Raw genomic sequence first — 20,195 nt, forward strand, 5'->3', positions numbered from 1 at the left:
AATCATAGCCAAATGATTAAATTTACAATTGTAGACCATTAGATCATCATACATTTTTACCATGAACTATGATCTATTAACCATGAACTAATATGGAGAATCTTAAAATTACTGTTTTTCAAGGCTACCTTTTTTGGGAAAATACCGATAAAAATCTTCAGAATATTACACTCAGGCTCTCTGGCGGGATCCGCGAGAAAACAGATCTCATCATCCTGCCCGAAATGTTCACTACAGGCTTCACCATGAATGCCGCTGAACTGGCCGAACCCATGAATGGTAAAACCATGCAATGGATGGAAAAAACAGCCAAACAATATGATTGTGTGATAACCGGGACCATTATTATTAAAGAAGCCGGCAAATACTATAACCGGTTAATTTGGATGCGCCCCGACGGCACCCATGAACATTACGACAAACGCCACCTCTTTGCACTTGGCAGCGAACATAATACCTACACCGCCGGCACAAAAAAACTTTTTGTAGAACTGAACGGCTGGAAAATTTGCCCGGTGATCTGTTATGACCTGCGTTTCCCGGTGTGGCTGCGCAATATCGACGAAAACCCTTACGATCTGCTTATAGTAGTAGCCAACTGGCCCGAACGCAGGGCTGCACACTGGCGTACCCTGATACCTGCGCGCGCGATTGAAAACCAGTCGTATGTGATTGCGGTAAACCGTGTAGGTCATGATGGCAACGAAGTTTATCACAGCGGTGATTCTACCTGTATCGATCCCAACGGCAAGGTGGTTTATTACAAACGCGATGAAGAAGACCTTTATACTTTTAGCATCATAGGCGATGAAGTTGAAAAAGTACGAACCGCCCTACCGTTTTTAAAAGACGCAGATGACTTTGAAATAAATATCTGAAGGAACCCTGATTCATAGGATTTAAGGATCACCCTGATTTTTGTCTGAACCGGAATTTGAAGAATTTATTGAATGACCAGAAGTTAAAATTCAATAAATTCTTCAAATTCGTTTAATTCCAGTTGAGACAACCCTCCTCCCTTCTCTACCATTAGTTTTTCCTCACTTCATACAAAATTCATAACCGTTTTGAATTTTTGTAATGTAGAATTGAAGAAGGAAACATGCGTACTATAAAATCCCTGCTATTTATATCACCGTTATTTTTTAGTTTACTAACACAAAAGGCCGAAGCACAAACAGATACGTTAAAGATCAATTTCCCTGACGCTGAAAAACAGTTCATTGAAAATAACCTGAGCCTGCTTGCCCAAAAGTATAATGTTGATGCCTCAAAGGCGCTCATTCAACAAGCTAAACTATGGGATAACCCAACTCTAAGCACCGATCAGAATATTCATGACGGCAGCACCAACAAATTTTTTAACCACTCCAATGGCGGTGGACAAGTATTTGTTCAGCTAAACCAGGTATTTACTACCGCCGGCAAACGCGGCAAACAGGTAAAAGTAGCCGAAGATGATGCCAAGGTTCAGGAAGCTGCGTTTAACGACCTGATGCGCAACCTGCGCTACAACCTTCAGCTTGATTTCAGTCAGCTGGGTTCGTTGAACGCGCAGCAGGCGGTTTACCAAAACGAAATCAAAGCGGCCACCGATCTGGTTAACGCTATTCAAAAATCATTTGATGTAGGCAACACTTCTGCAAAGGATCTCATCCGTTTGAAAGCCCTGCTATTTGGCCTACAGAATGACATGGTTGAGAATAACCGCCAAATCAATGATCTGCAAACAGAGCTTAAAACGCTTTTGCAAACTAAAGAAACTACCTTTGTACAGCCTATCATAAACGCCAAACCAACTGAAACCGCTGATCTTGATGTGCAGTCGCTGATAACTCAGGCCTTAACCAACAGGCCCGATTATCTGTCAAACCAATACCAGTTAAGTTCGGCTACCCATAACCTTGCTTATCAGAAAGCACTTGCGGTACCTGATGTTACCTTAGGCGTTTCGTACGATCAGAACAGCAGCTACGCCCCGCACTACTATGGCTTACAGATCGGTTTTCCGATACCCTTGTTTAACCGTAACCAGGGCAATATCAAATCGGCACAGTATAATATCAAAAGCCAGGAAAGCACTTTAAAACAAAGTGAGTTTCAGCTTAAAAACGATGTAGTTGCAGCTGTTAATCAATATAAATTGAACATTCAGTTGTTTTCAACCCAACAGATCACATTTAACGAGCAGTATGATAAACTCTTCGGCGCTATGCTTAAGAGTTTCCAGCAGCGCCAGATAAGCCTTGTTGAGTTTGTTGATTTTTTTGACACCTATAAGGATACTAAACTAAAAATATTGCAGCAGCAATTTAACCTGCAAAAAGCTATTGCCGACCTCAATTTTGCTGTTGGCACAACCGTAATAAAATCCTGACTAACTTTTTAAGACTTACTATGATGAAAAGAGAAACGCTGTTTTCCGGCCTCTCAGCTTTACTATTGCTTGCTGCTTGTAAAGGCAAAACCCCTCCTGCTGTCGAAAACAAACAGGTAACTGTGAGCGATTCGATGGCAAAAATTATCACTATCGATACCGCCAAGATAGCTACCATAAAAAATGAGCTTACCCTTTCGGGCGAAGTTTCATACGATGACAACACCGTTGTTAAAGTATTCCCTTTTTCAAGCGGGCAGGTACTGGATGTAAAAGTTTCGCTTGGCGATAAAGTGAGCAAAGGTCAAACATTGGCTATTGTGCGCAGTGCTGACGTTGCTGGCAATTATACTGATTTGAGTTCATCAAAATCAGACCTTGCTATTTACAAACGTCAGCTTGAACAGGCAGAATACCTGTACAAGAACGGCATCTCAAGCGAACGTGATTATACAGAGGCTAAAGAGAACTATAATAAGGCCGAGGCTGCTTACATCAAGGTTAAAGACCAAATTGCCATCAATGGTGGCGGCAACACCAGCCCGGGTGGTACCCTGGTGATCAAAGCGCCTGAAAGTGGTTTCGTAGTTGAAAAAAATATTACAGCAGGTGGTTATATCCGCCCGGATAATAATAACAGCATGTTCACCATCTCCAACATGAAAGATGTGTGGATATGGGCAAATGTGTTCGAGTCTGACATTAGCCGTGTTAAAGTCGGTTATACTGCAAAGGTTACCACTATTGCTTATCCTGATAAGGTATTTACAGGCAAAGTTGATGCGGTTAGCTCTGTACTTGATCCTGACAACAAGGTATTGAAGATCAAGATAGTATTACCTAACGATGGCATGCTGCTTAAACCGGAGATGTTTACCAGCGTGATCATAGCCAACAGCGAAAAAGCACAGTCGGTTGCTATACCGGCCAAAGCCGTTGTTTATGACAACAGCAAAAACTTTGTAGTAGTGTACAATAGTAAAGATGACCTGAAAGTGCGTGAAGTAGGAGTTATAAAAACAGTTGAAGATACCACATATATATCATCAGGATTGCAGGCGGGTGATAAGATCATATCGAAAAACCAGCTGCTTTTTTATGATGCCATTGCCGGCAATAACTAACAGGCAGGTAAGTAAACTTTGCCTGGCTTTTTAACCGGGCATTTACGTTTTTAAATTACAAAGACTACAATGAACAAGTTCATCAAAAATATCATATACTTCTCGCTCAGGCACCGTTACTTCGTGTTCTTTATGACACTGGTATTGGTAGTTTTGGGTGTGTGGAGCTATACCAACACCCCTATTGAGACTTTTCCTGACGTTACCAATACGCAGATCATCATTATAGCCCAATGGCCGGGCCGCAGTGCCGAAGAGATGGAAAAAATGGTTACCATCCCAATGGAAACTGTTTTAAACTCGGTACAAAAAAAGGCTAACCTTCGTACTACATCATCATTTGGTTTATCATATATCCGCATCATTTTTGATGATGATGTTGACGATGCCTTTGCCCGTCAGCAGGTATTGAGCCGTCTTGGCAATGCTGATTTACCGGATGGTGTTAAACCCGAAGTTGAGCCGCCATACGGCCCAACAGGCGAGATTTTCCGCTATACGTTAAAAAGCCATACCAAATCACTACATGACCTTACCGCCATTCAGGATTGGGTGCTTGACCGCCAGTTTAAATCAATTCCGGGCGTAGCCGACGTTAACAGCTTTGGCGGCGAGGAAAAAACTTATGAAGTAAGCGTAAACCCATCGTTATTACAAAAATATGGCCTTACCTCACTTGATGTTTACACCGCCCTTAATCGCAGTAACATTAACGTGGGTGGTGATATCATCGAAAAAAATGACCAGGCTTATGTTGTACGTGGTATAGGCTTGATCAATAATATTGATGAGATTCAGAATATCATTATTAAGAACGTAAATAACGTGCCTATCCTGGCCCGCGATATTGCCGAAATTAAAGAAGGAGGTTTACCGCGCCTGGGGCAGGTTGGCCGCGATAAAAACAACGATGTTATTGAAGGCATTGTGGTAATGCGCAAAGGTGAAAACCCTGCCGAGGTATTAAAGCTTATCAACCAAAAAGTTGTTGACCTTAATAAAAGTGTATTACCTGCGGATGTAAAGATCTCCACTTTTTACGACCGTACAAACCTGATGGATTTTTGTACCGAAACAGTTATCCACAATTTGTGCGAGGGTATTATCCTGGTAACGGTAATTGTGTTCCTCTTCATGGCCGATTGGCGTACAACGCTTATTGTAGCTATCATCATTCCGCTGGCTTTGCTATTTGCCTTTATCTGCTTACGACTGAAGGGCATGAGCGCCAACCTGCTCTCCATGGGTGCAGTCGACTTTGGTATCATCATAGATGGTGCGGTGGTAATGGTTGAGGGGATTTTTGTCGCGCTCGATCACCGGGCAAAGGAAGTAGGCATGCAAAAATTCAACGGGCTGGCCAAGCTTGGCTTGTTCAAGAATGTAGGTGCTGAGATGGGTAAAGCTATCTTCTTCTCCAAATTGATCATCCTTACCTGTTTGGTGCCGATCTTCGCTTTCCAAAAAGTTGAAGGTAAAATGTTCTCTCCGCTGGCTTACACTTTAGGCTTTGCCCTGGTGGGTGCATTGATATTTACACTTACCCTGGTACCCGCCCTTTCAAGTATTTTGCTTAATAAAAATGTAAAAGAAAAACACAACCCGGTAGTGATCTTTTTTGAAAAGGGTATCCGCCGTATGTTCAGCTATACTTACCGTAATCAAAAACTAAGCCTCATTGTAGCGGTAGCCTTTATGTCGGTTACCTTCTTCTCTGCTAAGTTTTTAGGCTCAGAGTTCTTGCCGCAGCTTAACGAGGGAGCCCTTTGGGTAACCGCGCAATTGCCGATGAGTACTTCACTGGAAAGCTCGGTAAAGGTTACAGATAAAATGAGGCAGATCCTGTCAACTTTCCCTGAGGTAAAACAAACCCTATCGCAGGTGGGCCGTACCAATGACGGCACCGACCCTAAAGGCTTCTTTAACGTACAGATCCAGGTTGACCTTCTGCCTAAAAAGGAATGGAAACGCAGTATCAGCCAGGAAGAGCTGATAGCTGAGATGGACAAGAAATTAAGCCAGTTTCCGGGCATTGTATTTAATTATTCGCAGCCTATTATTGATAACGTTGCCGAGGCAGTTGCAGGTGTACCTGCATCCATGGCGGTAAAAATATTCGGTCCTGATTTCCAGGTGCTCGATCAAAAGGCCGATTCGGTAATGGCCGTTCTTAAAAAAATACAGGGTGTTGAAGATCTTGGTATCCTTCGCAACCTTGGCCAGCCAGAGTTCAGGATTGAGCTTGATCAGCGTAAGATGGCCCTTTACGGTGTATCTACTGCCGATGCTAACTCAGTTATTGAGATGGCTATAGGCGGTAAAGCGGCTTCACAGCTTTATGAAGGCGAGCGTAAATTTGATATCCGGATCCGTTATCAGAAACAGTACAGGGATACTCAAGGTAAAATCGAAAACCTAATGGTACCTACCTTAAATGGCTCAAAAATTGCTATTAAGGAAATTTCAAAGATCACCACACTTACCGGTCCGGCGTTTATTTACCGTGATAACAACATGCGTTACATTGCCGTAAAATTCTCGGTACGTGGTCGCGATTTAGGTAGTACCATTGCCGAAGCCCAGGAAAAAGTAGGCGCTGCTGTAAAACTTGATCAGGGCTATTCATTTACCTGGAACGGCGAGTTCGAAAACCAGATCAGGGCATCAAATACTTTAGCACACGTAGTGCCTATCTGTTTGTTGGTGATATTCCTTATCCTGTTCATTACTTTCGGCAACGCCAAAGATGCTGTGTTGGTTATCCTTAACGTACCGTTTGCACTCATAGGTGGTATTTTAGCGCTGCATATTACCGGCACTAACTTCAGTATCTCGGCAGGTATCGGTTTCATTGCCTTGTTTGGTGTTTGTATTCAAAATGGTGTAATCCTGATCTCAGTGTTCAAGAAAAACATTGAAGAAAAGATGCACCTTGATGAAGCTATTATGCAAGGTGTAATATCGCGTGTTCGCCCGGTGGTGATGACCGCGCTGATGGCTGCCATCGGTTTGATGCCGGCAGCAATTTCAACAGGCATCGGCTCCGAAACACAAAAACCGCTGGCTATCGTAGTAATTGGTGGCCTGGTAACTTCAACTGTACTAACCTTACTAATATTGCCTATCATTTACGCTATAGTTTACCGTTTAATTCACCGCCGTGAAAACCGTAAGCTGCTGAAAAAGGTGGGTATGATAAAAGGATAAGATTGAACACTAATTATTTCGAATTAAATCGAATTTCACGAATTAGTTGTTCTAATAAAATTTAACAAGTCGTCATTGCGAGGAACGAAGCAATCCCCTACTTACAGAGTCGCTCTGCATAGTTTGGGATTGCTTCGTTCCTCGCAATGACGTTTTGGGGTTATGCATTCTTCACACCGTTGCTATTTATTTCGTTCAATCAGGTAATAAATAGAGACCGTACCAGTTAGTAAATATTCGTGTTAATTAGTGTAATTTGTGCACATTCAAATCATATAATTGGTTTTTAATAATATGTCATTTATAAAGCCCGTACTCCGTTCTGCTTTACCGGTCGCCTTGTTGCTCGCTCTGCCTTTTTTATCATCGGCACAAAAGAAAAAAGAAAAGGATAAAGACTACGCCCAACTGGTTGACCCATTTATTGGTACAGGCGGGCATGGGCATACTTATCCAGGACCGGTAATGCCTTTTGGTATGGTACAGCTCAGCCCTGATACACGACTGGAAGGCTGGGATGGCTGTTCAGGCTATCATTATACCGATAGTTTGGTTTACGGCTTCTCGCACACCCACCTCAGCGGAACCGGTGTACCCGATTATTGCGATGTATTGTTCATGCCTACCACCGGCGACCCTAAATTTAAAAATACCGAATACCGCTCCCACTTTAGCAAAAAGAACGAGAGTGCTACGCCCGGTTATTATAAAACACTGCTTGATAAATATAACATCGGCGTTGAGCTAACCGCAACCACCCGTGTTGGCGTACACCGTTATACTTATCCATCAACCGATAAGGCTAATATCATCATCGACTTGCAGCACCGCGATGAGGTTTTGGATTCATGGATAGAAGTAGTGAACGATCATGAGGTACGGGGTTTCCGCATGTCAAAATCGTGGGCCGATAAGCAGCAAGTGTATTTTTACGCTAAATTTTCAAAGCCTTTTAAAACCTATGGTATCGCATTAAATAATGAGGTACAAAATGGGCAAAGCAAAGTCCAGGGTAAAAACGTCAAGCTATTTTTGCAGTTTGATAACCCCGGTGAGATTATCAGCAAAGTAGGCATTTCAGCTGTAAGTACTGAGGGCGCTTTAAAAAACCTGGACACGGAAGTTTCCGATTTCGACTTTAAAAAGATCCAGAAGGACGCCAAAATAGCCTGGAACCATGAGCTCAACAAAATTCAGGTTGAGGGTGGTGCCCCAGCCCCGTCTTCACAAACTCAAGCGGTAGGCGGCACCGGGCCATATAGCTATTCCCCTCCTGCAAAAAAAGTAGTACAACCCGATTACGCCAAAATAAAGCAAACCATCTTTTATACCGCACTATATCACAGCATGGTTGCGCCAAGCATTTACAGTGATGTAGACGGGCAATATCGCGGCATGGATCAGCAGGTACATACCGCGCAGGGATTTGATTATTATACCGTATTTTCATTATGGGATACCTTCCGGGCCGAAAACCCACTATTAACATTGATAGATCGTAAACGCACGCTCGACTTTATCAAGAGTTTTATGGCGATGTATGATCAGGGAGGTTTGCTACCGATATGGCCGCTTGCCACTACCGAAACCTATTGTATGATCGGCAATCATTCTATCCCGGTTATAGTAGATGCCTACGCTAAAGGAATCCGGGATTTCGATGCCGAAAAAGCATTCACCGCTATGAAGGCCGCCGTAAACCGCAACCAGTTTGGGCTTGATAATTATCGTAAAAACGGAGCAGTACAATCGGATGTGGAAGATGCCTCTGTATCCAAAACATTGGAATATGCTTATGACGACTGGTGCATAGCGCAAATGGCCAAAATGCTGAACAAAACCGATGACTATACCCAGTACATTCAGCGTGCCCAATACTGGAAAAACGTTTTCAACAACCAGAATACCTTTATGCAGGCCCGTGCAAACGGCGGCTGGCTCGAGCCTTTTGACCCTACCGAGATCAATGGCAACTACACCGAAGGTAATTCCTGGCAATATTCGTTTTTGGTGCCTCATGATGTAGAAACCCTTATTGAAAAAATGGGCGGCAGGCAATCATTTGAAAACAAGCTTGACGAACTGTTCAGCACAAAATCAAAATTGAGTGGCAATGACATTCCGGATGTCAGTGGCTTGATAGGTCAGTACGCCCATGGCAATGAACCAAGCCATCACATGGCATACCTGTACAACTTCAGCGATTCGCCGGATAAAACCCAGTTTTACGTAAGCCGCATTTTACGAGAGGAATACAGCAACAAACCCGACGGTTTAGCAGGGAATGAGGATTGCGGACAAATGTCAGCCTGGTATGTGATGAGTTCGTTAGGCATTTACAACATTGCGCCCGGTCAGCAAGATTTCCAGATCGGGATCCCTCAGTTTGATAAGGCAGTGATCAACCTGGAAAACGGCAAAAAATTCAGCATTATTAACCCCGGTGCAGGCATTACCCGTAGTAATATCTACCTGCAGGGCATGAACCTTGATAAAAAGGTGTACAGCAAGCTTTTTATCAATTACGATGACATTAATAAAGGCGGTGATTTCGAAGTATTTACCGGCAGGCTGGCTAATAAGATCTTTACCCAGGATTTGGAAAAGCCCGTTTCAAAGATCGCCGATAACCTTATTGTACCTAATCCATATATCATTGCACCCGCCAAATCATTTAAACAGCCATTCAGCATCCAGATAAAAGACCAGGACGCCGATGCTAAAATCTATTACACACTTGACGGCTCTGCTCCTACCGCAGCTTCAAACCCATACACCCAGCCTATTAATATTAGTGATAATATTACGGTGAAAGCTATCGCTATAAAGGATAGTAAAAGCAGCTTTGTTGATGAGGCCAGTTTCATCAAACTCCGTAATGATATCAAGCTAACCATATTGAACAAATACCTGCCAAACTACGCAGCCAAAGGGGATGAATCGCTGATTGACGGCCAACACGGCACCACCAACTGGCGCTTAGGCAACTGGCAGGGCTACCAGGGCAAAGATTTTATTGCCATTGTTGATATGAGCGTTATTAAGCCAATAAAACAAATCAGCATCAGCACATTGCAAGATAGCCGTGCGTGGATTGTGTTCCCGAAATACGTGCAGTTTTGGACATCCAACGATGGCAAAACTTATAAACTGGCAACTACCGTTAACACCGAAGTCGACATCAAAGATACTAACGTACAAACCCAGGAATTTACAGCGCCGCTCAATACCAATGCCCGCTATATCAAACTGATAGCCAAACAATATGGCCCACTACCCGACTGGCATGAGAACAAGGGCAGTCAGTCGTACATTTTTGCTGATGAGATAACGGTGGAGTAATGTTTTGATGTGCAGATTTCAGATGTGCAATGAATAAGCCAGTTATGAGCCGTCATTTAAAAATGAATAAAACCATTTCATTTTTAAATAGTTAGCTTTATACAAAAAACTTTACCACACATGGAAAATTACAAACCGACAAGTGATGACGGCAAAACAGCCGGCATTATCAGTTATTTTACACTTATTGGCTGGCTTATAGCCTATTTTGCTTTGTACACCAACAATAAAACGCCTCTGGCAGCTTACCAGTTAAGACAAACCTTATTGTTTCATCTTGCTTCAATAGTGGTTTCATGGGTTGCCGGTTTTATTATAGGCATGGCCTTTATAACATCCGGCGTATTTATTGGCGTATCCATTATTTGGATAATACGCCTGGGGTTTTTAGTTATCTGGCTCATTGGCCTAATTGGTGCCATTAATGGAGAAAAGAAACCAATGCCACTTATCGGCGAGCCTGCACAAAATATGTTTTCAGGCATTTAAGATTTTAACAAAGTATAAGCCAGACTTACGAAGTTTTAAAAACTTCGTAAGTCTTAATACATCGTCATTGCTTTTCTAATATCCTTTTAGCTTCCTGTAGTTTTTCCATTTCCTCCTTAGGTAGCACAGGGAACTCCAGTTTCAACTCTTTTAAGGTATCCCGGATAATAGTTGAGATGGCAATGCGCGTAAACCACTTCTTATCAGCAGGGATAACGTACCAGGGGCTTTCGTCTGTGGAAGTTTCACCAATAGCCTTTTCATATGCGTCCATGTACTCCCCCCAATGCTCCCGCTCTGCAATATCACTGGCCTGGAATTTCCAGTTCTTTTCGGGATTGTCTATTCGTTTTAAAAACCGCTCCTTTTGTTCCTGTTTAGAAACGTTAAGGAAAAATTTCATCACAACGGTACCGCTGTGATGAATATGTTTTTCAAAATCACGGATGCTCTCATACCGCTGATCCCAAAACTTTTTGTCAATATCTTCTACCTGTTTTATCTCCGGAATATTCTCTTTCAAAACGAGTTCAGGATGCACTTTAACTATCAGCACGTTTTCGTAGTGAGATCGGTTATGGATGCCGATGCGTCCTCTTTCGGGCAGGGCCTTATAATGCCGCCATAAAAAATCGTGGTCATAGTCTTCGGTACCCGGTTGTTTGAAACTATAAACCTGGCAGCCCTGCGGGTTCAGCCCCGACATGGTATGCGCTATAGCACTGTCTTTCCCGGCGGCATCCATAGCCTGAAAAATGATGAGCAATGAAAAACTGTTCGAGGCATAAAGCTGGGCCTGTAATTTAGAAGTTTCTTCGATTAACTTAGTTAGTACTGCTTCCGCTTCTTCTTTTTTATACCCATCGCTAAATTCAGGATCATAATCGCCTAACGAAAATTTTGTATTGCTGTTTACTTTGAATTGTTCTGTCAAACTTTTCATATGAATAGATATCTGTACAAAGTACAAAAAGCATGATAAAGTTTTAGCAATCTTGTGTGAAACACGCACCGAAATCAGCAAAAAGTGATTTTTTATATCCAAACTGCTTTTGATTTATTTATTGTGTACTTTGCACATCATAAATATGTATTATGCCAGTGTTAACCTAAAATTTAACTGTCCATTTTACGTTGTTTATATTTGTTAAACACACTATGATATAGTGTCATAATTTTTCATCTTTACCCAATGTTCAGACGTATACGCAATCGTTTTTTAAGATACTTCGTCATATTAATATACTTCATTATCATCTTTTTTTGTTCGATAGAACTTAACTTCCTTGGGCTTTTCGGATATTCTCCTGACATGCAGGATATTAAAAGCCCCGTACTTTCGGTAGGATCAGAAGTTTATACAGCCGATGGCAAGCTGATAGGCCAGTATTACAAGGAAAATCGCTCACCCATCGAGTTTAAAGAGATCTCCCCTAACCTCGTAAATGCCCTTGTAGCTACTGAGGATGCACGCTTTTACAGTCATGGTGGTGTGGATTTTTACTCTTTTTTCACCAGCGTACTGTCAACAGCTAAGGGAGACAGGCGCGGTGCAAGTACCATTACCCAGCAATTAGCCAAAAACCTTTTCGAAACGCGTAAAAAGAAATCGCAGGGTATTATTAAGCATATCCCGGTGCTGCGCACCGTTGTTTATAAGTGTAAGGAATGGCTTACCGCCTTTAAAATTGAGCACGTTTACAGCAAACAGCAGATACTAACGCTATATTTCAATACCGTACCATTCGGCAATAATACCTATGGCATCAAAACAGCATCATTAAAATATTTCAATAAGCAGCCGGGCGCTTTAAATCCGGCCGAATCGGCATTATTGATCGGCATGCTTAAGGCTACATCGAGCTACAACCCAATCAAAAACCCGCAGCGTGCTACCGAAAGGCGTAATACCGTTTTGGGGCAGATGGAGAAATACAAGTACCTCACTGCCGATCAATATAAAAGTAACATAGCGTTGCCGCTCGCGCTTGACCTGAGCTATGTTGAAGATGACTCTCATGGCGATTCATACCTGCGCCGTGCGGTTGAAAAATGGCTGGATAAGTGGTGTAAGGACAATGATTATAACCTTTATGAGGATGGCTTAAAGATCTACACCACCATCGACTCAAAGATGCAGCAATATGCCGAAGAGGCCGTTGCCGAAAAAATGAAAATGCTGCAAAAACGCTTCTATAATCTTTGGGGAAACAAAAACCCATGGCGTGATTCAAAAGGCGTTGAGATCAAAGATTTCATTCTGAAAAACGAGCAAAGATTACCTATTTACAAGCTACTCGATAAGAAATACAGTGGGGACACGGTAAAGATCCAGGATTACTTTAAAACCAGGAAAAGGATGAAGGTGTTTACCTGGCATGGTGAACAGGACACTACTTTTTCGACCATAGATTCCATTAAATATTACGCCAAAATCCTTAATACAGGTATGATGACCCTGGAGCCATCAACCGGTAAAATAAAAGTTTGGATAGGCGGTGTTGATCACCGTTTCTTTAATTACGACCACGTAAATCAAAGCCGCAGGCAAGCGGGTTCGACCTTTAAGCCATTTGCCTACCTTACCGCACTTGACAACGGTTTTACCCCTTGCGATAAGTTTACCGACAAACCGGTATCTATCAAATACAAAGACAACGGCGAAGACAAAGTTTGGGAACCCAACAATGCCGATTTCCATTTCTCCTATCGTGAAATGTCCCTACGCTGGGCCATGGGCAAATCTGTAAACTCTATTACGGCACAGCTAACCGAAAAAGTAGGCTGGGATAAAATTGTAGAATACGCCCACCGTTGCGGCATTGAAAGCCCTTTAAAATCAGTACCATCAGTATCATTGGGATCAAACGATGTTTCGGTTTATGAAATGGTTAGGGCATACAGTACTTTCTTAAACAAAGGCGAAAAACTTGATCCTTTGTTGGTTACAAAGATCACCGATCAGCAGGGTAATGTAATACAGGAATTTAAACTTAAGACCGAAAAAGTATTAAGTGAAGAAACCGCATGGCTCATGCTTTACATGTTCCGCGGAGGTATGGAAGAACCAGGCGGTACTTCTCAAGCACTTTGGGAATACAATGGCCTTTGGAAAAAAGACAACCAGATAGGCGGGAAAACCGGCACATCGTCTGACTATGTAGACGGATGGTACATGGGTATCACTAAGGACCTGGTAACGGGTGTTTGGGTTGGAGCTGATGACCGCTCGGTACACTTTACTACTTCAGAAACCGGTGAAGGCTCACACACAGCCTTACCTATTTTCGGCAGCTTTATGGAAAGGGTTTATGCTGATAAATCGTTAGGGTATACTTATGGGCCATTCCCAAAACCGTGGACCAAGATCACTAAGACTTATAACTGCCCGTCGCCGCATATTGAAGAAGACACAACATCAACAGATAGCTTAAGCAACCCTATTGATACAACAGGCGTAACACCTGTACAGGAAAACAATCCGGAAAACCCGGAAAGCACGCCGGCTAACCAGCGATAAATGGGTAGAGGCGCTATTTTTCATAAGTGAAGAGAAAATGAATAAGGTTGTTTTTTGAATTAAGAACAACCTTATTTTATTAAATTAGCCATATCTATTTAGTTAAATAATATATGAATAAAGTTTACTCACTTTTCAATAGAGTTAAAAAGCACACCATTATCTTTATTTGTTTTGTTGGCTCGCTGTTAATTAGCACCAATGTAAAGGCGCAATATTTTGGCCAAAACAAGGTAAGGTACAAAAACCTTAAGTTTAACGTTTATAAAACCCCTCACTTCGAGATTTACTATTACCTGAAAAATGATAGTATGGTGAAACGCTTTGCCCAGGAAAGTGAGCTTTGGTATACCCTGCACCAACAGGTTTTCAGGGATACCTTTAAACATGCCAACCCAATAATCCTATACGCTAATCATCCTGATTTTCAACAAACCACAGCTATCGATGGCGAAATCAGCGTAGGTACAGGCGGTGTTACCGAAGGCCTTAAAAACCGGGTAGTAATGCCTGTAATGGAAACCAACCAAACCACGAGGCACGTAATAGGTCACGAGTTGGTACACGCTTTCCAGTATCGCTTGCTAATGGGTCATGATTCGTCCGAATATGAAAATATAAACAACATTCCGCTTTGGATGATTGAGGGTATGGCCGAATACCTTTCATTAGGTAAAAAGGACACCTACACAGCTATGTGGATGCGCGACGCTTATCTGAACCATGATATCCCTACTGTTCGCGACCTAACCGAAAGCAGCAAGTATTTTCCATACCGTTATGGCGAGGCTTTCTGGTCGTTCATTGGTTCAACTTATGGCGATACCGTTATAGTGCCCTTCTTTAAAAACGCCGCCAAATTCGGCTTGGAATATGGCATCAGGCGTACGTTTGGGTATGACGACCGCACACTTTCCCGTCTTTGGAAAAACTCTATCGAGGCTACTTACAAACCTTTTCTAAAAGATACTACCCAGACACCGAAAGGTATTAAACTGATTGATAGTAAAAACGGCGGCGACCTTGTCGTTGCACCTTCTGTTAGTCCCGATGGTAAGTATGTGGCTTTTCTATCTGCCAAAAGTTTGTTCAGCATTGATCTTTACCTGGCTGATGCCAAATCCGGGCGTATAATACGAAAGCTCACGAGTAAAGTATCCAACACGCATATTGATGAGTTCAACTTTATTGAATCTGCGGGTGCATGGTCGCCGGATGGAACTAAATTCGCGTTCAGTGTATTTAGCAAAGGGCGTAACAGGCTCGATGTGGTTGATCTGAAAAGCGGCAATGTAATTGATGACATTTCTATGGAACAGGTAGGCCAGTTCAGTAACCTGTCGTGGTCGCCAAATGGTAAGGATATGGTTTTTCAGGGATTGGTTGAAGGACAAGGAGATTTATATTCTTATAACTTCGACACCAAAAAGATCACCCAACTTACCAATGATAAATATTCTGATTACCAGCCAAGCTACTCGCCTGATGGTAAAAAGATCATTTTTTCGAGCGATAGAAGTACTTACGATCAATCATTGGAGCAGGATATTCCTTTCAACCTCGCAGAGCTTGACCTGGCAACAGGAAAAGTAACCGACATAAAAATCTTTAATGGAGCTAACAACCTGAACCCGCAATATTCGGCAGATGGTAAACAGATCTATTTCTTGTCAAACCGCGACGGTTTTCGCAACCTTTATCGGTTCACCATAGCTTCCGGTCAGATAGAACAAATGACAAACCTGTTTACTGGTATTTCGGGCATTACAGAATATTCTCCGGCATTAAGTATTTCCAATCATGATGATGTAGTTTATTCATATTACCGCGCACAAAAATATTCTATCTATAATGCTAAAGCATCCGACTTTACCCCGGTTGTAGTGCAACCCGGTGACGTTAACTTTGCAGCAGGAACCCTGCCCCCAAATCGTTCGGTAGGTGTAGACCTGATCAACTCAAACCTGAATAATTTTTTAGCCTACCGCAAAATCCCAACTGATTCGGTAAAAGCCATTCCTTTCCGCTCAAAATTCAAACTCGATTACCTTGCCGGTAGTGGTATTGGAGTTGGCGTAAGTAACTTTTATGGCACAAGCCTTTCAAGCGGAATCCAGGGTGTATTCAGCGATATTTTAGGCCGAAACCAGATCTTCGCCGCCGCGTCGGTAAACGGGCAGATCTATGATTCGGGTGCTGCCGTAACCTACGTAAACCAAACCGGCCGCTGGAATCTTGGTGTTGGTGTATCACACATCCCCTACCAATTCGGTTTCAATACGGTTACTTACCCGGTAAAAAATGTGGGCGGTAAAAATCAGACGGTTTATTCCGACAATATCGACATTATCCGCAATTTTGAAGATGCCGGCAGGGTGTTCACCTCCTATCCTATCTCAAAAACCACACGTTTTGAAGTAAGTGGAGCAGCCTCTCATAACTATTATCGCGTTGACCGTTACAGCGATTCCTATCTGCTCGACACAACAGTAGTTAATGGTAAACAACAAGTTAATATAGGTAACTACATAAACTCCGACAGGAAAAAGATCCCGAATGACGAAGAATCAGCAACCCTTAATCAAAATTACGGCTCTACTTATTTCTATAACTTAAAAGCATATTCCATTTTAACCGTATCAACTGCTTTAATTGGCGACAACTCATTTTTTGGTGTTACGGCGCCCTTGAACGGTTTCAGATACAGGCTGGAAGCCGGTTATAACTTTGGTACTTACCGGTTCTTTTCACCAACTATTGATGTAAGAAAATACGTACGTACCGCTCCGGTTACCTTTGCTGCCAGGTTCTTTGCTACCGGCCGTTTTGGTGATGATAAAGGGCTTTATCCATTATTTGTGGGTTATCCTTTTTATATCAGGGGTTACGAAGGCCAAACATTTTATAATAACGGCAAAGCCACAACCAATGGTTTCACTATTGATCAATTATCCGGAAGCCGCTTAGCTGTGTTTAATTTTGAGGTACGTTTGCCGTTTACCGGTCCCGAAAAATTAGCGGCAATCAAATCCAAATTCCTGTTTACCGATCTTAACTTATTTTTTGATGCGGGCTTAGCCTGGAATTCCGGCGATCATATCTATTTCCAGAAAGATCCGCCGGTAATTGGTCAGCAAGATGTTGTTGACAATAGCGGAAATGTAACCACTCAAAATATTTATGGCCGTGTACCGGCATTGAGCGCAGGTATCTCCTTACGTATCAACGTTTTTGGGGCATTTATACTGGAGCCTTACCTTGCCGTTCCGTTTAACCGCAGCGACGTTAAAAAACCTTTGTTTGGGTTAGGCTTTACACCGGGCTGGTAGTGTATTCGACTTTCCCAATAACAACAAAAGCGACTTTAAAGCCGCTTTTGTTGTTTTATTTTATTTAACAGGCGAATAATTTACCCCCATTTGTTTAAGATATTCCTCCAAAGGGATCATCCCTGCTTTTGCACGGCGCTCATTTACATGTGCTTCATCAGCTATCGGGGAAACTATGTAAGCACGGCTTTTAGGATCATACTCTAACTGGCTACCATACAACTGTTTCCTTCCTTGCCCAACAGCAACCCTATCCTCTAACATTGCAACACTTTCGGGGTCAATATCATTTTTTTTCTGGGCTTCTCTGATCATTGGCAGATATTTTATCTGGATATTTAGATCGGCGTGTTGTATCACTAAAAACAATGCTGCATACAGATCACCTATTTCACTATATGCAGGCCAGCCGCGCGTATCCAATATATTTCTTACTTTCACAAGGTTCATGGAATCTGCTGCAAACATCTGCCTCTCGAGCTTCTTTAACTCAATTGTGTCTTTTGTTTTAACAATATCCTTAGCCTGTCGCCTGTATCGCTGGTCGTCATCTTTAATTTGTTGTAACTCGCGCTGCAGAGGTGTATAGGCAGCTTTCATATTTTTATTGGTTTCTACAGTGAGACTCTCCCAACCTTCGTGCCGATGGAGACTGACGAAATCAGCATCAGCCATCAGCATACCGTACTTATTGAATTTATATATCTGTACAGCAGTATTCAATTGTATCATAGCCGAGTCTGTCTTACCACCCAGAGCCCACGCTCGGGCTGAGCGGTAAATATCCATTGCTTTGATCGAATCAGGATAGGTTGTAAAAGCCACTCTATATGTCAATGCAGCCTTCGTATACTTACCATCGTGATAAATATCCTCGGCTTGTTTCAATTGTGCCCTGTAGCCTGTTTGACCAAAACCGGACCCGGCAAAAGCCGTAAAACAAATACAAAGCGACAAAAATTTGGATGGATACATAGGTGGTTTAGTTATGGTTTATGTAAACAATATCGGGTTTAAATTAAACCTGTTATTTACTTTAACAGATTTTAACATCATCAAACCGTTGCCTAAAAAACTATGGCAGCAACACAAGTGCTGTTTCCATCCATTTCTTAATCAGCGCCACCCTATCCTTTAAAAACTTTGGCCCGAAAAAGAGGTTCGACCAGTCATCAAAATTTTCGTACTGAAACCCCAGGTAAAATACCCAAAAGCCAAAGCCCAGATATGGGATGGCATTAATTTCCTCGTTTGACAATGACCGGACTTTACGATAAGCAGCAACAAAAGTTTTAAATGCATCGCGCCCTTGTTGTTCTGTAATCTTTCCGGAGGTAACTTCCATAAAGTAGTGAATAAAAAAGGACGTAATATCGTTAGCCAACAACCCTTTCCCGGCAAAATCGAAGTCAAAAAAAGTGATATCCCCGGATTCAGTAAAATGAAAGTTTTTGGGGAGAAAGTCATAATGACAATAGCCGAAGCTGAAATCAGAACTAAACTGATTGTATCGGGATATTACATCAACCGCAGTATCCTTCAAATAGGCAAACTCTTCCTCAAGTCCGGTAAACGCAGGTTCAATGATCTTAATCGCATCGATGATCATGGTATTGACAGAATACTCCTTACGATAATGGCTAAGTTCGATTGAAGATGTAATGTTATGTATTATAGCCATCTCCCTGCCCACAGTTTCAAGCTGCCGATCATTCATGGCATAAACAACACCTCCTTGTGCCCATGAAAACAAAACCCCATACCGGGTCCCTTCTGCAGCGTTGAAAACCTGTAATACTTCTCCATCTTTATCAGGGATGGGACTGGATACCTTTGCTCCCTTTTCAAACAAGATCTTCAATAACTCTACCTCGCCTTTGATCTCCTCCAGTTTAYGGTGCGCATCCCTATAGATTTTGAAAATGTATTTTTCCGTTGCGTTTTCAATAACATAGGTATCGCTTACATTGCGAATCAACAACCGGCAAATGGTTTTGCTTAAATCATAACTCTTCTGAAGTTTTATATTTAGTGCTTTTGAGGATAAGGTTGAGTATTGTGTAGGGAAGATATTCATAGGTAAACAAAGGTAGCTTATAATCTACAACCCAACTACCATTTCAAAAACCTATTTATATTTTGTATGTTTAGTTTATAACCTGCACACTATGAAAAAGTTACTACTAATTATGTTTACCGCATTTTGCCCGGCGATATTGCGGGCTCAAACTGTAAATAAAAGCAGTAACACTACGACAGAGCCAACTATGCTCCCTGCAAATGATATTGTAAAAAATATATCCTTGGCTCCGAACACGCACACATTTTATATTTTCATTCAAAAAACAAACCTTTCCCGTACTTATACCAGCCGGGGGCCTATCACCATATTTGTACCGGTTGATGAAGGTTACACCAATATGCCAACTGGTAAGTTCGACTCAATTTCAAAACCTGCACATATTTGGGAACTTACCGATCTGGTTGCTTATCACGCCATTGCCGGGCAGCTAAAAGAAAGAGACATTCAAAAAAAGATCAATAAAGGAAAAGGCACAGCGACATTCACCACACTTTCAGGCGGCAAGTTGTTCGCTAAAATAGATAGCAACAACAATATAGTTTTGATTGATGGCAATGGAGGTAAAAGTACTATCAGCCAATTTGATATTAAGCAGAACAATGGCATAGTACACCTCGTAAGCAAGGTGCTGGTGCCCAAAAAGAAGATAATATAAACAGACCGCTAAATGACAATCCTGGTATAATATAATTACGTATTTGAGTTATTAACATATAAAGGTTTC

The 20,195-nt window shown here is 42.1% G+C and carries 12 protein-coding genes; 9 read left to right on the top strand and 3 right to left on the bottom strand.

From position 1 onward, the window contains the following. Positions 1–92 precede the first annotated feature (92 nt). From AC1DUD_RS08750 to AC1DUD_RS08775, 6 genes are all read left to right on the top strand, one after another. Positions 93–878 (top strand): amidohydrolase, encoded by a 786-nt coding sequence (locus AC1DUD_RS08750; RefSeq protein WP_477373650.1) that lies wholly within the window; start codon positions 93–95, stop codon positions 876–878. Positions 879–1,102: 224 nt separating this feature from the next. Further along, complete coding sequence (locus AC1DUD_RS08755; RefSeq protein WP_477373652.1) at positions 1,103–2,377, top strand: TolC family protein; 1,275 nt, start codon at positions 1,103–1,105, stop codon at positions 2,375–2,377. Positions 2,378–2,397: 20 nt separating this feature from the next. Continuing rightward, positions 2,398–3,501, top strand: a complete 1,104-nt coding sequence (locus AC1DUD_RS08760) for an efflux RND transporter periplasmic adaptor subunit (protein WP_477373654.1) — start codon at positions 2,398–2,400, stop codon at positions 3,499–3,501. A gap of 69 nt (positions 3,502–3,570) precedes the next feature. Next, positions 3,571–6,708: an efflux RND transporter permease subunit gene (locus tag AC1DUD_RS08765; RefSeq protein ID WP_477373656.1), complete on the top strand. Its 3,138-nt coding sequence runs from the start codon at positions 3,571–3,573 to the stop codon at positions 6,706–6,708. Positions 6,709–7,002: 294 nt separating this feature from the next. Beyond that, on the top strand, positions 7,003–10,050 hold the full coding sequence (locus tag AC1DUD_RS08770) for a GH92 family glycosyl hydrolase (protein WP_477373658.1): 3,048 nt from the start codon (positions 7,003–7,005) through the stop codon (positions 10,048–10,050). 120 nt (positions 10,051–10,170) lie between these two features. Continuing rightward, the gene (locus tag AC1DUD_RS08775; RefSeq protein ID WP_477373660.1) at positions 10,171–10,539 is read left to right on the top strand and encodes a DUF4870 domain-containing protein; all 369 of its coding nucleotides are present in this window, start codon (positions 10,171–10,173) and stop codon (positions 10,537–10,539) included. A gap of 64 nt (positions 10,540–10,603) precedes the next feature. On the opposite strand, the gene AC1DUD_RS08780 is transcribed toward AC1DUD_RS08775, so the two are convergent. Next, the gene (locus tag AC1DUD_RS08780) at positions 10,604–11,482 is read right to left on the bottom strand and encodes a polyphosphate kinase 2 family protein (RefSeq protein ID WP_477373662.1); all 879 of its coding nucleotides are present in this window, start codon (positions 11,480–11,482) and stop codon (positions 10,604–10,606) included. 249 nt (positions 11,483–11,731) lie between these two features. Here AC1DUD_RS08780 and AC1DUD_RS08785 point away from each other — a divergent pair, with 249 nt between their 5' ends. Together AC1DUD_RS08785 and AC1DUD_RS08790 are read left to right on the top strand one after the other, a co-directional pair. After that, positions 11,732–14,059 (top strand): penicillin-binding protein 1A, encoded by a 2,328-nt coding sequence (locus tag AC1DUD_RS08785; protein ID WP_477373664.1) that lies wholly within the window; start codon positions 11,732–11,734, stop codon positions 14,057–14,059. A 113-nt stretch (positions 14,060–14,172) separates the two neighbouring features. Beyond that, complete coding sequence (locus tag AC1DUD_RS08790; RefSeq protein ID WP_477373666.1) at positions 14,173–17,388, top strand: tolB protein precursor; 3,216 nt, start codon at positions 14,173–14,175, stop codon at positions 17,386–17,388. A 60-nt stretch (positions 17,389–17,448) separates the two neighbouring features. On the opposite strand, the gene AC1DUD_RS08795 is transcribed toward AC1DUD_RS08790, so the two are convergent. Then, on the bottom strand, positions 17,449–18,363 hold the full coding sequence (locus tag AC1DUD_RS08795; RefSeq protein ID WP_477373668.1) for a DUF6624 domain-containing protein: 915 nt from the start codon (positions 18,361–18,363) through the stop codon (positions 17,449–17,451). Positions 18,364–18,463: 100 nt separating this feature from the next. Beyond that, entirely contained in the window at positions 18,464–19,465 is a 1,002-nt protein-coding gene (locus AC1DUD_RS08800; RefSeq protein WP_477373670.1) for a phosphotransferase enzyme family protein, read from the bottom strand. 91 nt (positions 19,466–19,556) lie between these two features. Between AC1DUD_RS08800 and AC1DUD_RS08805 the strand changes: the two genes are divergently transcribed. Then, the gene (locus tag AC1DUD_RS08805) at positions 19,557–20,126 is read left to right on the top strand and encodes a fasciclin domain-containing protein (RefSeq protein ID WP_477373672.1); all 570 of its coding nucleotides are present in this window, start codon (positions 19,557–19,559) and stop codon (positions 20,124–20,126) included. Positions 20,127–20,195: the final 69 nt, after the last annotated feature.

This window comes from Mucilaginibacter sp. P4_A11 (assembly GCF_056402535.1).